Source organism: Mycolicibacterium obuense, assembly GCF_055397605.1.
Map to the genome: position 1 here is coordinate 5,529,526 of NZ_AP043663.1, position 18,965 is coordinate 5,548,490.

The 18,965-nt window shown below is 62.7% G+C and carries 12 protein-coding genes and 1 pseudogene; 7 read left to right on the top strand and 6 right to left on the bottom strand.

Going from position 1 to position 18,965, the window contains the following annotated elements; all coding sequences use genetic code 11:
• Positions 1 to 50: 50 nt before the first annotated feature.
• Positions 51 to 794 (top strand): hypothetical protein, encoded by a 744-nt coding sequence (locus tag ACZ50N_RS26830; RefSeq protein ID WP_464474223.1) that lies wholly within the window; start codon positions 51 to 53, stop codon positions 792 to 794.
• A gap of 408 nt (positions 795 to 1,202) precedes the next feature.
• Positions 1,203 to 1,427: a hypothetical protein gene (locus ACZ50N_RS26835; RefSeq protein ID WP_464474224.1), complete on the top strand. Its 225-nt coding sequence runs from the start codon at positions 1,203 to 1,205 to the stop codon at positions 1,425 to 1,427.
• A 13-nt stretch (positions 1,428 to 1,440) separates the two neighbouring features.
• Here ACZ50N_RS26835 and ACZ50N_RS26840 read toward each other — a convergent pair whose 3' ends face one another.
• Together ACZ50N_RS26840 and ACZ50N_RS26845 are read right to left on the bottom strand one after the other, a co-directional pair.
• Positions 1,441 to 3,918, bottom strand: coding sequence for an arylsulfatase (locus ACZ50N_RS26840; RefSeq protein ID WP_464474225.1), 2,478 nt, complete (start codon positions 3,916 to 3,918; stop codon positions 1,441 to 1,443).
• A gap of 17 nt (positions 3,919 to 3,935) precedes the next feature.
• Positions 3,936 to 6,554: an arylsulfatase gene (locus tag ACZ50N_RS26845; protein WP_464474226.1), complete on the bottom strand. Its 2,619-nt coding sequence runs from the start codon at positions 6,552 to 6,554 to the stop codon at positions 3,936 to 3,938.
• Positions 6,555 to 6,661: 107 nt separating this feature from the next.
• Between ACZ50N_RS26845 and ACZ50N_RS26850 the strand changes: the two genes are divergently transcribed.
• Positions 6,662 to 7,906 carry a DUF1254 domain-containing protein gene (locus tag ACZ50N_RS26850; RefSeq protein ID WP_464474227.1) on the top strand — a complete coding sequence of 415 codons (1,245 nt, stop codon included), beginning with the start codon at positions 6,662 to 6,664 and terminating at the stop codon, positions 7,904 to 7,906.
• 489 nt (positions 7,907 to 8,395) lie between these two features.
• On the opposite strand, the gene ACZ50N_RS26855 is transcribed toward ACZ50N_RS26850, so the two are convergent.
• Positions 8,396 to 8,971, bottom strand: coding sequence for an ImmA/IrrE family metallo-endopeptidase (locus tag ACZ50N_RS26855; RefSeq protein WP_464475733.1), 576 nt, complete (start codon positions 8,969 to 8,971; stop codon positions 8,396 to 8,398).
• Between the two features lie 270 nt (positions 8,972 to 9,241).
• A pseudogene (locus ACZ50N_RS26860) lies at positions 9,242 to 9,424 on the bottom strand (helix-turn-helix domain-containing protein); the annotation flags it as partial.
• Between the two features lie 172 nt (positions 9,425 to 9,596).
• Between ACZ50N_RS26860 and ACZ50N_RS26865 the strand changes: the two are divergent.
• Positions 9,597 to 10,574 (top strand): CBASS cGAMP-activated phospholipase, encoded by a 978-nt coding sequence (locus ACZ50N_RS26865; protein ID WP_464474228.1) that lies wholly within the window; start codon positions 9,597 to 9,599, stop codon positions 10,572 to 10,574.
• A gap of 11 nt (positions 10,575 to 10,585) precedes the next feature.
• Entirely contained in the window at positions 10,586 to 11,722 is a 1,137-nt protein-coding gene (locus ACZ50N_RS26870) for a nucleotidyltransferase domain-containing protein (RefSeq protein ID WP_464475734.1), read from the top strand.
• A 61-nt stretch (positions 11,723 to 11,783) separates the two neighbouring features.
• Here the strand turns inward: ACZ50N_RS26870 and ACZ50N_RS26875 are convergent.
• Positions 11,784 to 12,946, bottom strand: a protein-coding gene (locus tag ACZ50N_RS26875; protein ID WP_110802607.1) for an IS3 family transposase whose coding sequence is annotated in 2 segments (ribosomal slippage) — positions 11,784 to 12,659 and positions 12,662 to 12,946 — 1,161 coding nt in all. Because the reading frame shifts where the segments join, the coding sequence is not laid out codon by codon here.
• Positions 12,947 to 13,003: 57 nt separating this feature from the next.
• Between ACZ50N_RS26875 and ACZ50N_RS26880 the strand changes: the two genes are divergently transcribed.
• Entirely contained in the window at positions 13,004 to 13,369 is a 366-nt protein-coding gene (locus ACZ50N_RS26880) for a type II CBASS E2 protein (RefSeq protein ID WP_464474229.1), read from the top strand.
• 403 nt (positions 13,370 to 13,772) lie between these two features.
• Positions 13,773 to 15,431, top strand: a complete 1,659-nt coding sequence (locus ACZ50N_RS26885) for a hypothetical protein (RefSeq protein WP_464474230.1) — start codon at positions 13,773 to 13,775, stop codon at positions 15,429 to 15,431.
• 455 nt (positions 15,432 to 15,886) lie between these two features.
• Here the strand turns inward: ACZ50N_RS26885 and ACZ50N_RS26890 are convergent, their stop codons facing one another.
• Positions 15,887 to 18,919 carry a hypothetical protein gene (locus ACZ50N_RS26890; protein WP_464474231.1) on the bottom strand — a complete coding sequence of 1,011 codons (3,033 nt, stop codon included), beginning with the start codon at positions 18,917 to 18,919 and terminating at the stop codon, positions 15,887 to 15,889.
• Positions 18,920 to 18,965 lie beyond the last annotated feature (46 nt).

Here is an 18,965-nt window from a genome sequence, read left to right on the forward strand (position 1 = left end):
CCGAGCCGTCATCTTCGGTATCCGTCACCATCGTCACGCCCGCGGCGCCTGTGCCGGATCTCAGTTCGACGCCCGCGCCGTTGGCCATTGACAACCTTGCCGCGAGCTTTGATGTACTGGCTAACACGTTGCCGGCCGGGGAGGTCGGCGTCGCGATGTTCAACGGCCTTCAGGTCAATTCGTACGGTCCGTGGACCAGCGGTGCCGCCTGGTCGACCATCAAGGTGCCGCTGTCGATAGCTGGCCTAGCTGCCGATGGGCTCGCGGCAGAAGCTGCCATGCAGCAGACCATCTCGCAATCCGACAACGCCGCGGCCGAACAGTTATGGGGGCTTCTTGGCGACCCGCAGACGGCTGCGTCGGCTGTGGAGTCGGTCTTAAGTGAGGGCGGCAACACCGCAGTCATCGTTGAATCTCAACAAGTCCGTCCCCCCTACAGTCCCTACGGGCAGACGGAGTGGTCCAATGATCAAGCTGCCATCTTCGCCTTCGGACTGCCATGCGTAGCGGGCGCCCAGCCCGTCGTTGACCAGATGCGAAACCTTGGTGGCAGCCAGCAATGGGGCTTGGCATCGTTCGCAGACGTCGCAGCCAAGGGGGGCTGGGGACCAGAAACCGACGGCGGATACTTGGTTCGCCAACTCGCACTTGTCACCAACAGCACCGGCAGCTTCGGCGTCTCACTTGCGGCGAGACCCACCGACGGTACCTTTGAAACGGGTCAGGCCATGCTTAATGTCCTTGGCGCGTGGATAGATCGGCAACGCAACAACATCGTTGGTGGCCACTGCTAGTGCTGCTCTCGCCAAAGCGGCAGGCATCGGGAGAGGCGTGCTGTAGCTTCTCATTTCGCGTGTCACACCCCGATCCTCTGAACTGCGGTGTCTCCGGTCATCTCACGTCGTGTCATCGGGGCTTCGTCTCAAATTCGTGTCATTTCCTCCAGCGGCGCCCCGTGACCGGCCTAGCCGGCGACCGAGATCGTTCACACCGATCAGGCCAAGTCAGCCATAGTTCTGTCACATGACACCGGTGGGGTCACAACGTGACGTGCCGGGCCAATCACGAATCGTCGTCGATCCAGGCGAGGACTCGCCGTTCGAGGCTTTCACGGCGGCCGCGGCCACCGAAGATCCCCCGCTCATGGCGCCACCGAGCACGGTGCTCGGCCAGTTGCCGCTGCGGCCGACAGTGGCGTTCGAGTGCGTCGGCGCTGCGGGCTTGACCTCAAAGAGCTCGACATCCGGTTTTCGCTGTTCTACTCCGCCGAAGAGTTCGCCGCCACATTCGCCCACCTGTCCGCCGGGGATTTCGACGTCACTCCACTACTCACCGGCACCGTCGGTCTCGACGGCGTCGCAGACGCCTTTGAGCGCCTGAGCAACAACCCGCACGAGGCCAGGATCCTCCTCGACCCATCTCGGTAGAAGTCGAGCCGCCTCACGGCTTGGTGGGTTTGAGTTCGACGACGAGCTTGTGCAGTTCACCGGTGAACCGGAACGGTACGTCATAGTCCCGGTTCAGCGGTGTGCCGCTGTCTTCGCCGACGTCGAAGGTTTCGTCGGCGGACACTCGAACCGGGACGGTGCGGTCGATGCGTCCCTGGGCCACTTGGGCGTTGTCGACGAACAATGTCGCCGTCCCGCCGCTGCCGGGATCACCGCCGTCGTAGGCGAAGTCCACCCGAACGTCGTACTTACCGGGGGCCAGGGCGCTCGGCGCTTCGACCCGGAACTTGTGTTCGGGGTAATGCGAAGCGGCAACAGCGAATACCGGCTTGCCCTCCAGAAGATACAGCGCGTTGCCGCCGAACCAGCCGCCCTGCGTCATCAAGATGCCTTCAGCCCCGGCGGGTGGGACGGTGACGGTTGCGGTGACCGAATACGAGGTGTTCTTCATGTTCGGTGCCATGCCCTCGGTGATCCGGGTGACGCCGTCGAAGTACGTGTAGATGGTACGGCCGGCGTTGTGCTGCGGCCGATTCTCTGGACTCAACCGCTCCAGGTAGCGGTCGTCGAGCGGGAAGACCTTGTTCTTCTCCGCTTCGCGCAGGAACAGCTGGCGCATCTCCTCGAGCTTGTCGGGATTGTCCTTGGCGACGTTCTTCGATTGGCTGAAATCCTCGTCGAGGTGGTAGAGCTGCCACTCGTATTCCTCGAACGGGTCCGGATTGGTCGGACCGCGCCCCTGCCAGGGCAGCCGCTTGGGCGCGGTGTTGGCCATCCAGCCGTCGTGGTAGATGCCCTGGTTGGCGATAACCTCGAAGTACTGCGTGGTGTGCGTCTCGGGCGCATCCGCATTGTCGAACGTCGGGACCAGGCTGGTGCCGTTTAGGTCCACCTGTTCGATGCCGTCGATGGTCTTCGGCATCGGCAACTGCGCGGCCTCCAGGATGGTCGGCACGATGTCGGTGATGTGGGTGAACTGCGAACGCAGCCCGCCGGGCTCCTTGATGCCCTTGGGCCAGGAGATCACCATCGAGGTGCGGCTGCCGCCCAGGTGGGAGGCGATCTTCTTGTCCCACTGATACGGCGAGTTCATGGCATGGGCCCAGCCGTGCGAGAAGTGGTTCTGGAACCACATGCCGCCGAACTGGTCGATGTTCTCGACCATGAAGTCGTCGCGGTCGTCGATGCCGTTTCCTAGGGTGACGATCTCACTGGTCATTCCCCGACCCGACGGGTCCTCGGCGCTGGAACCGTTATCGCCCTGGATGTACACGATCATCGTGTTGTCCAGCTCGCCCATCTCCGCCAGGGCGTCCACCACCCTGCCGATCTGGAAGTCGCAGTGCGACAACGCCGCTGCGTAGCATTCCATTTGTCGGGCGCACACCCGCTTCATGTCCGGCGACAGGGAATCCCAGCGCCGGTAGTCCGCAGGCGTCGGGTTCAGCACCGCATCCGGCGGGATGACCCCGAGTTCCCTTTGCTTCTCGTAGGTCATCTCCCGCTGCCGGTCCCAGCCGTGGTCGAACTTGCCCTTGAACTTGTCGATCCACTCCTTCGGGGCGTGATGCGGCGCATGCGCCGTCCCCGGGGTGTAGTACGCCAGGAAAGGCTTGTCCGGGTTGACGGCCTTCTGCATCCGGATCCAGTGGATGGCCCGATCGGCGAGGTCGGCGTCCAGATGGTAGGTGTCCTCGCGGCCCAGATACGGATCGACCGGCAGGTTGTTCTCGTAGACCGCCGGCCGGAACTGGTGCGCGTCGGCGCCCAGGAAGCAGTAGGAGTATTCGAATCCCAGGCCCGAGGGCCACAGGTTGAAGGGCCCGGCCGGGGTGGTCAGCCAGTCCGGCACGTTGTGGTTCTTGCCGAACCAAGCTGTCCCGTAACCGTTTCCGGTGAGCACCTCGCCGAGAGTGCCGACACTGCGGGACACGATGCTGTGATAGCCGGGAAACGGAGTGGAGAACTCCATGATGATCCCGGTGGACGCCACATGATGGTTACGACCGGTCAGCAGCGCCGCCCGCGACGGTGAACACAGCGCGGTGGTGTGAAAGCGGTTGTACCGCAGGCCGTGTTGCGCCAGCCGCGCATACGTCGGGGTCGGGATCGGGCCGCCGAACACCTCCGAGGCGCCGAACCCGACGTCGTCGGTCATCACCAGCAGAATGTTCGGCGCCCCCTCGGGAGCCGCGATCTCCTTGGGCCAGTCGATCGGATCCGATCCCGCCACGGTCCGGTCGATCTTGCCGACCTTCTGGTAGGGCTCGATCGGCAGCGTGGTGCGATCCGGCCATTCACCGGCGGGCTGCTGCGGTGTTCCCGACGTGGAGGTGTCGGAGGGGGTGTTGTTGTTACACGCGGACAGCAGGGGAGGCAGCGCTGCGGCCGCCGCACCCGCTGCAGCCAAGCCCCCCAACGCCTTTCGTCGGGACAGGTGCGTGCGGGGGGCGAGCTCGATGTCAGTCACATCCGGATCCTGTCTGGTTAGTATTCCTTGGCGGCGGTGAAGCGGGCGTGTAGTTCGGCTTCTTCGGCGGGATCGAGTCCGGGTTCGCCGATCTCGATGTCGATCCGCTCGATCCGGCCGGTGTAGGGGAACGGCGGCTTGTAGGCCTTGCTGACCGGTGCACCGGTATCCATCCCGACACCAAAGGTATCGATGCCGAATCGCCCGGCCACGGTGTGCTCGATGCGTTTGCGGTCCACTTCGGCGCCGTCGACGCGCAGGATCGCTTCTCCGCCTTTACCACCGCCGCCGCCGTCGTAGAGGAAGTCGAACGTCACCGTCGACGCATGCTCCGGCAGCTGTGCCGACCCGGCCAGCGTGGTGCGTTCGCGGTCGAACCAGTTGTACTCGTAGTGCGGTTTGCCGTCCTGGACGTACAGCACGAATCCAGCCGACGATCCGCCCGAGGCCAGCAGGACGCCGTCGCCGCGTTCGACGATGTGGGCGGTGATGCGGTGCGTGCGATTCTTGGTGTTCGGTGACGCGGTTTCGGGCAGCCGAATCGCGCCCGGATAGTAGGTGAAGTTTCGGCGGTTGGGGTCGCCGCCACCCGGGGGTGGTTTCGGGACCGCCAGTCGGGCCGCCCCGCGGTCGTCGAACGGATAGATCCCGTACTTCTCGGCCTCGTCGTCGAACAACTTCTTCAACTGGTCCAACTTGTCGGGGTGCTGGCCGGCCAGGTCGTGGTTCTCGCTGAAGTCTTCATCGAGGTGATACAGCTCCCAGCGGTCGTTCTCCCAATGGCCCGGTGCCAGATCCTGGCGCCAAGGAAGCGTGTGTTGCGCGCAGGCGATCCACCCGTCGTCATAGATCGCGCGGTTGGTGAAGATCTCGAAATACTGACGCTGCCGCACCGGCCGGGCGTCGGCGCTGCCGAACGTCGACGCGATTGACACCCCGTCCATCGGCTTCTGTTCGATCCCGTTGACCGACTTGGGCGCCGGGATGCCCACCACTTCCAGGATGGTCGGCACCAGATCGATCAGGTGAGTGAACTGCGAACGCACACCGCCGTGTTCGCTGATCTTCGCCGGCCACGACACCACCATCGGATTACGAGAACCCCCGAGATGGCTGGCCACCTGCTTGACCCACTGGAAGGGCGCGTTACCCGCCCACGCCCAACCCAGCGGATAGTGCGGTTCAGTTCCCGGCTCACCGATCTCGTCGATAAGCGCCAGGTTGTCCTCGAGCGTCGCGTCGATCCCGCTGAGCGCCATGATCTCGTTGACGGTACCCGTGACGCCGCCTTCGGAGCTGGCGCCGTTGTCCCCGACGATGTAAAGGATCAACGTGTTGTCGGCGTCGGGCAGCGCGTCGACGGCCTCGAGTAGCCGGCCGATCTCTTGATCGGCGAACGCCATGTAGCCGGCATAGTTCTCCATGAACCGCGCGTACAACCGCTTCTCGTCCGGACTCAGCGAATCCCATGCCGGACACCAATCCGGACGCGGCGTGTTCTCCGCCTCCGGCGGGATGACCCCCAACGTCTGCTGCCGCTGGAATGTCTCATCTCGCACCACATCCCAACCGCGGTCGAACTGGCCGGTGAACCGCTGCCGCCACTCCCGAGCCACCAGATGCGGAGCGTGCATCGCACCCGGAGCGAAGTACATCAACACCGGCTTATCGGGGTTGACCGACTTGCTGTAGCGCATCCAACCGATCGCCTTGTCGGTCATGTCGGTCATGAAGTGATAGCCCTCTTCGGGCGACTTGTCTGGCTCCACGGCCACGGTGTTCTCGAACAGCACCGGGTAGTACTGATTGGTCTCACCGGCATTGAAGCCGTAGAAGTAGTCGAACCCCAACCCGGTGGGCCACCGGTCGAACGGACCCACCACACTCGATTCCCAATCCGGGGTGTTGTGGTTCTTGCCGAACCATCCCGTGTTGTAACCGTTCTCCTTCAGAATCTTGCCGATGGTGGCAGTCGACTTCGGCAGCATCGTGGTGTAGCTGGGGAAGCCGGTCGCCCACTCGGCCAGAAACCCCGACCCGCAGTTGTGATGATTACGCCCGGTCAGCAACGCCGCTCGTGAGGGGCCGCAGATTGCCGTGGTGTGAAACCGGTTGTACTTCAACCCTTTTGCCGCCAACTTATCCAACGCGGGGGTGGGAACCGGCCCACCGAAGGTGCCCGTCTGGCCGAACCCCACGTCGTCAAGCACCACGATCACCACATTCGGCGCGCCGGCGGGCGGTTTCGGCAGCTCCGGCCACGCCTCGACCGAATCCTGATACGTCTTTGCGACCTTGCCGGTGAATGGCGGATCGTTCATCGGTAGATGCTCACGACCCGGCGGCCCCGCAGGCGCCGACGGGGCCGCCCCAGGCGCCTGCCCGCCACCGCTGTCACACGCCGCCAACAGCGACACCGATGCCGCCCCGCCCACCCCCAGCCCCGCCAGGGAGCTGATCGCCGTACGCCGGGTTACCCCCGGCCAACGTTCACCGGCTTGCAGCGCAGCTGTGGAATGGTCCCGACCGTCCCGATCTGGCGTCTGGCTCATCACCCCACCATATTTAGGCGTCTGCGGGACCGCGCTGTTTTGGTCGAGCCCCGGCCAACCCGACCAGGAGAAACCTAGACTCATCGGTTCTCCACCGGCACACAACTGCAGGGCGCCAACAACTATCGGGTGGCCTTCGCTGCGGGACACGTTCGGCTGTTTGCGGTCGTATCACCCGATAGCCTTGCCGTATGCCGCTGTCCGATGAACTCGCCAAGGCCGCATTCCTCTACGGGTACTCAATAGACGAGGCCTACAAGTTCCTCTACGAGACCACCATCAAGCCGGGCACCGCGCTCAACGAGTTTCAGCGGCTGCGCGAACTCGCCGATGACACGTACACCGACCATCCCACCATCAACAACGACACCTTGCACCTGCAGGGATGGTTCGACGTCGCCGCCCAGCCCGTGGTCGTGACCGTGCCCGATTTCGATGAGGGCCGGTACTGGATCCTGCACACGATGGACCTAGGGCACTACACCAACGCCATGATCGGGTCGCGCACGCGCGGGACCAGAGGGGGACGATTCCTTTTCGCCGCCGGTCACTGGAGCGGATCGGTCCCCGACGGGATCGACGAGGTGGTGCGCTCGGATTCCAACATCATCAAGGTGATGGGACGGATCATGACAACCGGCGGCGACGACCTCCCGCTCGCTCAGGCGTACCAAGACCAATGGGCACTGCAGACACTCTCGGCGTTCAACCAAGTTGCGGGGCCGCCGCCGGTCACGCGCAGATTCCCGGATCCGGCATCCACGAACTGGGTGCAGCGGGTCAACTTCGTGCTGGCCGACGGATCGATGGCCGAGGCCGACGCCGACTGGCTCGCGCGGTATGGGGCCATCGGACTGAACCCGGGCCAGACCGACCTGACTGACGAACAGGCCGCGGCCGCCGCCCGGGGCGAGCAGCTCGGGATGGCGCACCTGGCCGCACTCGCGCCGCAGATGACCAACAGCGCACAACTCCTCGGAACCCGAGCCGAACTGCAGGACGATCCCCGCGACCTGTTCGCCGAGGGAACCTACATCGGCCAATGGGGACTGCCGCCGGCCGAATCCATCTATCTGAAGGTCGAGACCGATTCAGACGGAAACCCCATCAACGGTTCGAACGGCAGGACATATCGCGCACGATTCCAGCCCCCCGACGTCAGCGAGTTCTGGTCGTTCACCGTGTACGGCACCGACGACCGGCTCATGGCCCACAATGCGATCAACCGTCACAGCCGTGGCGACCGGACACTCACACCGGATTCCGAGGGCTCCTACACGATCGAGATGAGCGCCGACGTCGACCACAACCAGGACAACCCCAACTTCCTGCCTATTCCGGAGAAGGACGTCTACCTGATTCTGCGCCTATACGGGCCAGGGCAGGAGATCCAAGCCGGCAACTATCAGATGCCGGACTTCGAGAACGTTCACTGAACTCGGTAGGGCCCCGCGACGAAACGACGAAGAAGGCGGCCACTTTCAACCGCCGACCGGACCCTCGACGATCATCCGCCGCAGGCAACAGCAGCAGGCACAGCGGGATAAGTCCGTTTATCTCACTCCGATGTCCAAAATGACATACGGATGACAGTCCGTTTGAGAAAGTGACACGTATTTTGAGAATCGACAAACCGCGTGCCTGTAGGTTCTCACTTCAGGTGTCATATCACGGCGCCCTGACATGCGACGATGCGTGGAGTCTCACTTCGTGTCATCTGGGTACAGTCTCAGGTTCGTGTCACTTCCTCGTCGCTGCGCTACGGGCGGCTGAAGTGGACCGGCGAGAGTGCTCGGTCTATTTCCGTGCGGTGTAAGAGTTATGCCAAGTGACATTCAGGGCGTGTCCTGTCCACCAAGACCGTGTCGACCTACCGCGGCAATCATTGCGGCGCAACCCTTGTCGGTCGCCGGGAAACGCGGCCTTCAGGCTACATGTGCAGCCGATTGAATGCGGTCAATCAAATCCGCTGGCAGTGAGCTCCGAGTCGGCCAGCTCACGTCTGACTCGAGGAAGCGGAGGAGTAAGGCAGGTTCTTCTGGCCGCCCCAGCGGTACTGGCTCGACACGCCGCCATCCTCGGGCTGAAGCGGCCTTTACCGCGGTGAGATAGGTGCGCTCGTTCATCCGTCCGAGAGTGCGCGCTCGCATCAGGAGAGCTGCAAGCGATACTTGCCAGTACTGCTTCAGCTCAAAAAGCCGTGGCCAATCAACAGTCGTCGGTAACTGATCACAGATTTCATCCGCTGGCATTAAGAACTCTGCTGCGAACTGATGTGCTTGATCTTCAACCGCCTTGATGCCCCAGATCTGGTTACCGTGAATGATTAAGTGTGCGAGCTCATGTGCCGCGTCGAAACGTGACCTGGCTCGATCGTTCTTCTCGCTTCCAAGCACGACAACGGGATGGTCCGCGAAAGGAAGTGAAAACGCATCAACATCGGCGGTTTCCAAAGGAAGGCGTATCACCACGATCCCATGCCGCTCAAAAACGTCGACCATCCCGGCGACCGGCCCTGACGGTATTCGCCACAGCTGCCGAACCTTTCGTGCGATCGCCTCGATCTCAGGCCTAGTCGCGTCGAGGCCGCCGACCGGAAATGTCGGAACATCGCTGCAAGGGAACATCCCATTCCTCGCGGCACCTCGGGCGAGGTCATGCGCGACGTACGCGATCGCGCGAGCTCGACGTCTATCCGCGACAGATGTCCTTCGTAACGATCGGAAGAATCCTTCGTGCGTGTCATTCACTGGCTGGAGGAGGAACCCAGGGGGGATACCTAGAGCCTCGCTCAGAGCGGTCGCACTCTCCGCGCTCGGACGGGCGGCTCCACTCTCAAATTGGCTCACGGCGGCCGCCGAGAGTCCGATTCGAGCGGCAAGTTGTCCCTGGCTAAGACCGACCAGCTCGCGGGCGATCTTCAGTCGGGCCGGTACGAACGCCGAGAGCTCCAACTAACTCTCCTGGTGTCGGGACCCGCACCGGTGGCTGATCTCTTGGCGCGGGTCGTGTCGAGTTGATCCGAATCGTACGCACATTTAAGCGCGGAAGTACTGTCGGAAATAGATGTCGTGATATAAAGTGCATTCAGAACCGATCCCCGAGGCGGAAGAGGAGGCAGCGTCGATGCACGCACCAGGTGCGGACGACGGCGCCGAGCACAACCCATTCCAGATCCTGTCCCTGGACGGCGGTGGCCTCAGGGGGATGTTCTCGGCCGCCCTCCTCGCGCATTTCGAGGAAGACCACGGCACGCGCGTGGTCGATCACTTCGACCTGATCGCCGGCACGTCGACCGGCGGCATCATCGCGATGGGACTCGGCCTCGGGATGACGCCACGAGAGATTGTCGACTTCTACATCGACCACGGTCCCAACATCTTTCGAGATCACGGTGGGGTTCGGGGTGCGCGGCACTGGATTCGCTCGAAGTACAGCGCCTCGCCGCTCGAAGAGGCGCTCGTGAAAGCGCTCGGCGAACGCACGTTCGGCGAGAGCACCAAACGGCTCGTCATCACGAGCTACAACCTCGACGCCAGCGACACATACCTCTTCCGAACGCCGCATCTGCCGCACCTAAAACGAGACTGGCGTGAGCGCGCAGTCGACGTAGCACTGGCCACCACCGCCGCGCCAACCTACTTTCCGGCGATGTCGCTACGAGGCGCCCGGCTCATCGACGGCGGGATCCTTGCCAACAACCCCGCGATGGTTGCGGTGGCGGAAGCCGTCGGACCTCTCGGACTGCCACTCCACAGCGTCAAGGTGTGCAGCATCGGGACGATGACCGATAAGCCGAAGCGCAGCCGACTGCTCACCCGAGGTGGGCGTTTGGCCTGGGCAGCCGCCGCGGCACCTGTTCTGATGCGGGCGCAGAGTGACGGCGTCACAAAGCAGACGCGACATCTTCTTGGGAAGGAGAACGTTCTGCGTATCGACGCTGCCGTTCCCACCGGTGCGCTCAAACTCGACAAAGTCGACAGCGACTACCTGATCGGACTAGCGAGCCACGTCAGTCGCGACGGCGCACCTGAGTTCTACCGGAAGTTCCTTGAGCATAGGGCCTCTCCGTACATTCCTCGTCACCCGATTCGCGAGGTATGACCGTGGACACGATGGACGAAATGTTGTCGATGCTCCTCGGGGGCGGCGTCGAGGCTCTCGACATCTCCCCAGCCCTCCAGCAGGTGGCTGTCGACCGCTACCGAGAGGTAGGCGAGTACCTCTCCGAGCACGCCGGGTACGACTCCGAGATCTATCCGCAGGGCTCCTTTCGCCTCGGTACCGTAGTCCGCCCGATGGGCGGCTTCGACTACGACATCGACCTCGTGTGTCGCCTTCTGATCTCCAAACACGATGTCAGCCAAGCCGAACTTAAAGCTGAAGTCGGTCAGCTGCTGCGCGAGTACATCGCATGGAAGAACGCGCGCGGCGATGACGACGGTCCCGACGAAATCGAGGTTCGACGCCGTTGCTGGACGCTGCTCTACACCGCACTCGGCTTCCATCTCGACGTGCTGCCGGCGTTACCCGACACCGACAATCCCCCAACTGGGATCATTCTCACCGACAAGCAGTTGCATCACTGGCAGTTCAGTGACCCCATCGGATACGGCCGATGGTTCCGTACCCGCTCAGAAGAATTGCAGCGCAGACTGATTGAAGCAGCCCAGGCACGAAAGGCTGACGTCGCCGACGTTCCCGAGTGGGCAGTCCGCAGCACACTTCAGCGACTGGTCCAGGTTCTTAAGTGGCACTGCATGTACTACTTCCAAAGTGACCCCGACCTCCGCCCCCCATCCATCCTCATCACCACACTCGCCTCGCGGGCCTACTCCGGGCAGACCGATCTCTTCACGGCAACTACAGCCACAGCCGCCGACATGAACTCGAAGATCACCAAGGTTGACGGCAAGTGGTGCGTCCTTAACCCGGCGGTTGACGGTGAGAACTTCGCCGACAAATGGAACGACTACCCCGAGCGGAGGCGGGCGTACTTCGACTGGCACTCCGACCTCTGCCACACCCTCGATGACCTGTCGAGCATGCGAGGTGCCGGCCTACCCACAGTCACAGCACGTCTCGCAAAGAGTTTCGGCCTCGAACCCAGCCGGCGCGCGGCGGTCAAAGTTGGAGAGCAACTCGCCGACAAGCGCTCCACAGGAACACTCCGGATGCGAACAGGCGGCCTCCTCAGCACGGGCTCCGCGGGCGTAATCCTCCCCGAGCATCAGTTCTATGGTTGCGAATAAGCGACGCGTACTTAACGCCGCTCACCAATGGGTCTGCTGCACGATCAGGTGACAGTTTCGGTCACGCGGCCTGACTGGCCGGTGTGGTCATGATTGCTTCGAATTCAATCGGGGTCAATCGCCCGAGACCGGACTGTCGGCGGCGCCGATGGTAGGTGCGTTCGATCCAGGTGACGATCGCGATCCGCAGCTCTTCTCGGGTGCGCCAGCGGCGGCGATCGAGCACGTTCTTTTGGAGCAGGGCGAAGAAGCTCTCCATGGCCGCATTGTCGCCGGCCGCGCCGACGCGGCCCATCGATCCCACCATCTCGTAACGGCCGAGTGCGCGCACGAATCTCCTTGACCTGAATTGAGATCCACGATCGGAGTGCAGAATGCAACCGGCAACATCACCGCGGCGAGCCACCGCACTACTGAGCGCTGTGGTGGCCAGCCGGGACTTCATCCGGGAGTCGATCGAGTACCCGACGATGCGGTTGGAGAACACGTCCTTGATGGCACAGAGGTAGAGCTTGCCTTCGTCGGTGCGATGTTCGGTGATATCGCTGAGCCACAGCTGATTTGGGCCACCGGCGGTGAAGTCGCGTTCGACCAGATCGTCGTGCACCGGTGGGCCCGGCCTTCCACTCTTGCTGCGCTTCTTTCCGAACACGCTCCACAGCCGATTGTGTGAGCAGATCCGCCAGGCGGTGCGCTCGGCCATCGTCTCGCCGGCGTCGCGGGCCTCCTCGACCAGGTAGCGGTAGCCGAACTCCGGATCGTCGCGGTGGGCGTCGAACAGGGCGTTGGCGCGGTAGGCCTCGACGAGTTCGGCGTCGGTGATGGGTTCGGCCAGCCAGCGATAGTAGGGCTGGCGGGCGAGCTTGAGTACCCGGCACGTCACCGCGACGGGGATCCCGTCGGCGGCGAGCTCACTTACGAGCGGGTAGAGCCTTTTCCCGGAAGGTTGGCCTGTGACAGATAGGCCGCGGCTCGGCGCAGCACCTCGTTCTCCTGCTCGAGCAGCTTGATCCGACGCCGTGCCTCGCGCAGCTCAGCGGACTCGGTGGTGCTCCTGCCGGGCTTGTTGCCCTCATCGATGTCGGCCTGGCGCATCCACTTGTGCAGCGTCATCGGGTGCACACCGAAGTCGGTGGCGATCTGCTCGATCGTCACGCCGTCGTCGCGGTTGCGCGCGACCCGCACGACGTCGTCGCGAAACTCGCGGGGGTAGGGCCTTGCCATGGGGACATCCTTCCAGCCTGCCCACGCTGGGCAAGCCAACTCAGATGTCACCTATTCGTGCAGCAGACCCAATTGCTCGCCCTGCGCGCCGTAACACCCACGGCTGGTACGGCGCGACGCGGCGTGCTGGACTGCCGAATCGAAATTCAACCAACCACGGCAAGCCGGGTCTATACAGTCCGCATAAAGCAGCAAGCAGGAGATCACCCCCGCGTGACTGTGGTCGACCCGCCACTGGACTTATACGAAGGGGAACCGAAGCTGCCACACGTATACCCCGGCGATGAACTCTGCCTCTACTATCCGAGCCAGTGGAGGTCCGACCTCCTCCTCTCGGCCACGGTATTGCCTTGGACCGCCGAGTGGCTCCTACACTACGAAATTTGGCTGGCGACAGGGGAATGGACGGGCAGAGGGCATTAGCTTAGCTAGCCTCGAAATTGAGGTAACCGAGTCTGAGACTAGAGGAACCAAACTTGGGTCGCAGCGAGGTCACATCGCCGCCGCGCCAAGTGCGCTCGCCGTAAGTCGGGCCACCGGCGGTGCCATATGTCGCGAATCGCCTTGTGAAATTTTCGGACACAGCGGTGGCTCGAGCGGGCGACCGGAAGGGGTCGAGTTACTTGTGAAGAAGAATCGGCAAGGATCAAAGCGCACCCGAAAGCCGCGCAAGAAGTCGAAAGGACAGGCTCGACAGCTGCGTCGGCCCAGTACCCGCCCTGTGATGTCACAACCCGACCCACCTAGATTCCCTGTCATCTCTGGACATGCCGATCTGGAACCTATGGACCGCTCGGCGCGGACTGCGCTTCTGGCGACTTTCGACGTGGATTCCACTCTGCAGGAACTGGTTTCAATTCAGTCTCGAATTGACGTCGCCACCACGTCAGACTGGTCAGAGGGCCAACTCGAGCGCGAATTGCTCGCCGAGGCAGCCGGACCGTGGGGGCCCCAACTCACGGCAATGGTTGGACAGACGCATCGGCTGATTCCACCCAGATCGATGACCCAACTCGTGCGTGAGGTGCTTGAGCAAGACCCTGCCGAACCCGCGACGCGCACTATCGGGTTAACGGTCATCCTCGAACTAATAATGTCGATCACCACTGAACAACTGGGCGCCGGGCACCCTCTCGATGCTTTGGCAAATCCCGATCCGGCAGATGTTGAGAAGGCCCTCGCGGATGCCGCAGCCCTAGCGCCGGAAGAGTCGATAGCTGCGAATCGTAAAATGGTTGTCCAAGAGCTCGCCAACTTGCAGAGCAACTCGCCAATCAAGCTTGAACTAATCTTGGCTTCGACGTATGACCTGTGGTTCACGGCATGGCCTGACCGAGTAAGCGACGCACGAGTCGGCGATGCTCCCGCAGCGACGTGGGCGATCGCAAATTCAGTTCCGCTGCTCGACGTGATGGTGGTGGGTCACATCATCACCGAAGGCACTCTAAGCGGTAAGTACGCGTACACCAAAGAAGGTTTGATCGAGGGTGGCGCCACTGCCGCAGCGGTCGAGTTCGTCTTCCAGCAGATGGCATTGAATGCGCAGACGTTTCGCCGGCGCCTTAAGAGAGATCGCAGGCAGGGGTCAGTTGCCGATCAACGCTACGTCTTCACTGAGCGACCATTTCTTCTCCGCGACGACGGCAGTTTGTTTGTGCTGCGGTATCAGTGGATGATCGACCGATTCTTCGGAGAACAACTGTACTGGCAGACGTTCTTCAGCCTGGGAGCTCCCGAGCCCGGCTCGCTCGCCGAATCCTTCAGCCAAGCAATGAATTACGCCTTCGAGCGAATTGTTGGTGACGCCTTAGATCAGATCGCTTCTTACAGCGCCAAGATCACGCGGGTGGTACGGGAGGGCGAGATGCAGAAGGAGTGGACAGAGAAGCGCGGCGAAACGCCGTCAGTATGCGACTTCGTCCTTCCGGCAGGACGTGCGTGCTTCCTATTCGATGCAACCAACCATCATCTCGGCGCGACACTGGCGCAAGGCCTTGCGACTGTTGACGACTACGACGACGATGCAGAGTCGGCTTTCGTACAGTCAAAGTTCAAGCAGCTAGTATCGACCGCCTTACTGTTGCTCGACCACCTATCGTTCGGTGTCGAGGCCAACCCATCTTTTTTCCCTTTCGTCGTGGTGCCCAATAACGGGTTGTCGAGTTTGGCGACGGTGCAGGTGGACTGGAGAATACGGGCTGCGGACCCTTTCGCTCCGCTACGGGGCCACACCAAACCGCCTGTTCCGCTTACGATCAGCGAACTCGCACTATTAGAAGGACTCGCTGAGTTTTACGCGCAACGACGCGACATTGCCGATCTGTTAGGGGGTTGGCGGATGCAAACGTTCCCCTCATCGATTCGCGAATTCGTTGACGCACTGGGGTGTGGCGCGCCGATCCCGCTGCGTATGCTCGAAGATGCCCGCACTCTAGAGCGGAACGTCCGGGAACTACGGGAAAGCAATACAACGTATACAGAGTAAAACGCTCATTGGACCCCAATCGACCCGCAAATGCACCCGTGTACTCGAGACCGTGCGCCACATCCGCCACGTTCGTGTGACCAGCTCAGGGTGCAGAATCGGGAGCGCGCAAACTCGGATTGGTAGAACCGCGTTCCACCTCACTGGTGCTAGTTCTACGCCGCCAGTTGCCCCCGTACTGACTGATGCGCACTACTACTCCTACCGATGTCGAAATGCATCGAAGATTGGCAGGACACGCCTGGGTACTTTGACAAGACTCGGGCAGGCGTGTCGCGAGAGATTGTTAATCTTCGTTGCAGAAGTGCAGGTCAAAGTCATAACTCGGGATCAAACGGTCGCCCTCGACGAGTCTGGATTGCACCTTGGCGTGGTTCTGAGGTTTGACATCGGCGCTGCGGGACGGGCTGTCCCCGGCGTGCCACGACATCGCCAAGGATCATCGGCAGGCGTTCTTACTCGCTCAACCGGCTCACTATCTGGCGCACGCGATAGCTTGGATCACCGCTCAGGATCTCGACCACCGGACCGATCCAATCGTCGTGTCGGCTGGCGTCACCGCCCGAAGTGCTGTTTCGGATGTTGACGACAGCTTGGGCGAGCTCGCGCCGTACCGGCGGTTTGGGATCATTGGCCAGATTTGTCGCCAACTCCGGATCAATCTCGGGCATGTATGGAATCAGCGCTGCAGCAAGAGATCTCATGTTCGCGTTCGAACTGCATGTCATCGCCACCCACGGTAATTGAGCTGCGTATCCGGCCCTGGCCAGGACGAACCCGACATCGCCGACGGTGTTCACATCAATTGAACTGCCCGACACCGCAATCTGCTGCGTCGCCTTCCACAGACGGTCCTGACGGTCATGATCGGTGGCCAGCGCCGCGAGGGCCTTTGCGATATGCCGGCGAAGCCGTTCGGTGCTGTGGGTAGTCACCCGGATGAAACTGAACGGGCTTTCAAGCTGTCGCCGCGCCACGTCGTGAGGATGCTGGCTCTCGGCGGATGCCTGCTGCGGGAACAGCTGGTCGAACAGCTCCGCCCGGATCTCGGCAGGCAGCCCATCGACAGCCAGCCGGCAAGCGTTCGCATACTTCATCCGAGTGTTCTCATCGGCGCTGCTGTCGGCGACCCGAGTGCTGCAGTAGCGGGCCAGCTCAGCGCGGCGCTCTGCCGGCAGCACAGCGGCCAGGATCGCGGCATCCTCGCAATTCCCCGGGGCGCCCGCGGGCCGGCCGGTGGATGGGTCGGGAAGCTGTTCGGCGACCGCAGCCTCAGCGTATTCGACGAACTGCGGTGAACTATCACCAATGATAGCCAATGTCAGTGCGGCAGAACGCCGTCCCAGCCGATATTCGCCAGGCTTCAAGAGTGCTCGCAGACGGTCGGCAACCATCGTCAGCGGCGCGGTAAGGGATCGGGCGGCGTCGCTGATGTCATACGCGATGTCATCGGCGTCCTCAAATGTGGTGGCTATCAGGCCGGCGATCCTCGCCTGGTGATTCCGGCTGTGGCGACCCAGCTCGATCAAGATGTGAGTGATCTGCTCACTAAGCAGCGCATATTTGTCCGGCAACCGCCCAGCCACCAGATCGAGAAGTTCGGGCACCAGGTCGTCGGGAAACCGATTGGCCAACCCCCGCAGCGTGCTGTATGCCTCCACATACGGATCAGCCCCCATCGCCGCGGTCACGCGAGCCTGCGCATCGTCGAGTGCCGCCCGCGCCCACCTCGCGACCTGGTCATCGGGAACGAGATCGGCTTCTTTGAAGGCGGCACGCAGGCCCGCCGCCCGAATATTGGGCACTGGCGATTGGGCCGCGGCAAAACAGTCGTAATACGTACTCAGCTTCGCCGCGGCCTCACCCGCACGCGCGACGTCACCAGCGGCCAGGGAATGCCCCAGCGCCGCCGCGGCATCGCCGAGCAGCAGGTACATCTGCGCCAGCAGCTCGTGCGCTTCGAGCTCATCGTTGATCTCGCCGAGCGCGATCGCCCGTCTCAGGTAGCGGCGCAGGTGAATGCGCGCGGTCCGTGCACGATTCGTATTCCCACCAGCGATCTCCAACAGCTTCTCGGTCGCCGAGCCACGCATGTCATAACCCGCGGTAAGCAGACTTCCCGGGCCAGCGTCACGCAACGCAGACTGCTGCTCGCTCAGCGTCGACAACACGGCAACATCAATAGCCTCGGTCTGCTTGAGCGCCACCGATGCTGAAGCGGCCCAGTTCGCGGCGTCCTGCCAATTCTGCACCTGACTGCCGCGACCGGCCGCCATGCGAAAGGACGTGACAGCATCATCAAGACGTCCGTCCTGAAACAACTTTCGCCCACGACGCGCCAAAATCAGCGCGGCCACCTCCGACGGGGTACCCGCACTGCCCGGAACCGTCCCCCCCATCAGCTGCTCCCACAGGGCTGCATCATCCGTCGCGTCCGCAACAGCCAAACGCAGACGCGCGGCCACCATCGGCTCGACTGCAGCAGCGGCGGCCGCGAGCAGCCGCTGCCGATGCTCCTCGACGACCGCCGTCTCATCGTCGGCAAGACAGGCCTCCGCAGCATGCATCAACCACACCGGCCCAGCGGGGTCACCGGCATCAGCCGCGGCGACCGCAACCTCAATCGCCGAGGCGGCCGACCGGTCACCCATTATGCAGTGGTCCAACACGATCACGACCGCCCGCCGGTAGGCAAGCCACCCCGGGGCGCCGTCGCAGGTGGCCATGGCCTCCCAGGAGTTGCAGGCATCGACGTGGCCGAAACCGAATCCCCCGGAGAGTGAGTCCTCGACCATCGGCAGCCACGCGTCGGCCGCACGCTCATACTGGCCCGCCTGAGCAAGCAGATCGGCGAGCTCGCGCCGGAACCGCCGCGTCAAGAGCGGATAATTAGCGTCCTCAATCCGATCGATCATCACCGAAAGACACTCGGCCGCACCACCAGAATCCGAGCCCGCAAGCTCGCCAACCCGCCGGTAATCGGCGTGGAGTTTGAGCCCATCGAGCGGCCCGTTGAGCAACACCTCCGGGTCGATCCGGCCAGGGTCGGACGCGCTGAGCTGGTAGAGGTCAGCCACCGTCTGGCCGATTCCGTCGAGCTGCTCGCCGTGCATGTCGAGCGCATGGCGAACCAACCGCAGCTGGTAGGCCAGCGCGATCGCCTGCTGAGCTCCGTCGACGCAACCCGGATACTCAGCGATCAGGGCCTCGGCGACAGCCCGCGGACGTCCCGAGGCGGGCTCCCTCAGCGCTATTGCCACCACCGCCGCTAACGCCACCGGATCCTGATCCATCAAGGCGTACTCGGCAGCCTCACTGCCGATCACCTTTGTCAGCCGGCCCCGCTGCCGCCACGTCAGCTTCGGAATCTCCAGGTAGCGCTTCAGCGAAGTCACTAACTTGTCTTGAGTGGCAGGTTTCCCCAGCTCGCGGATCGCCTTGATCGCATGCGGAAGCGCCCTGCCCGCCAACGCATCTGGACCTGTCACCGATTCACCCCAATTCCATTTGCCAGCAAGCAGGTTTGCCGCCTGG

Excerpts from the sequence above, each read along its gene's own strand:
- ACZ50N_RS26845 (WP_464474226.1), bottom strand. The coding sequence starts at position 6,554 with ATGAGTCTAGGTTTCTCCTGGTCGGGTTGGCCGGGGCTCGACCAAAAC.
- ACZ50N_RS26850 (WP_464474227.1), top strand. The coding sequence starts at position 6,662 with ATGCCGCTGTCCGATGAACTCGCCAAGGCCGCATTCCTCTACGGGTAC.
- ACZ50N_RS26855 (WP_464475733.1), bottom strand. The coding sequence starts at position 8,971 with ATGGTCGACGTTTTTGAGCGGCATGGGATCGTGGTGATACGCCTTCCT.
- ACZ50N_RS26865 (WP_464474228.1), top strand. The coding sequence starts at position 9,597 with ATGCACGCACCAGGTGCGGACGACGGCGCCGAGCACAACCCATTCCAG.
- ACZ50N_RS26870 (WP_464475734.1), top strand. The coding sequence starts at position 10,586 with ATGGACGAAATGTTGTCGATGCTCCTCGGGGGCGGCGTCGAGGCTCTC.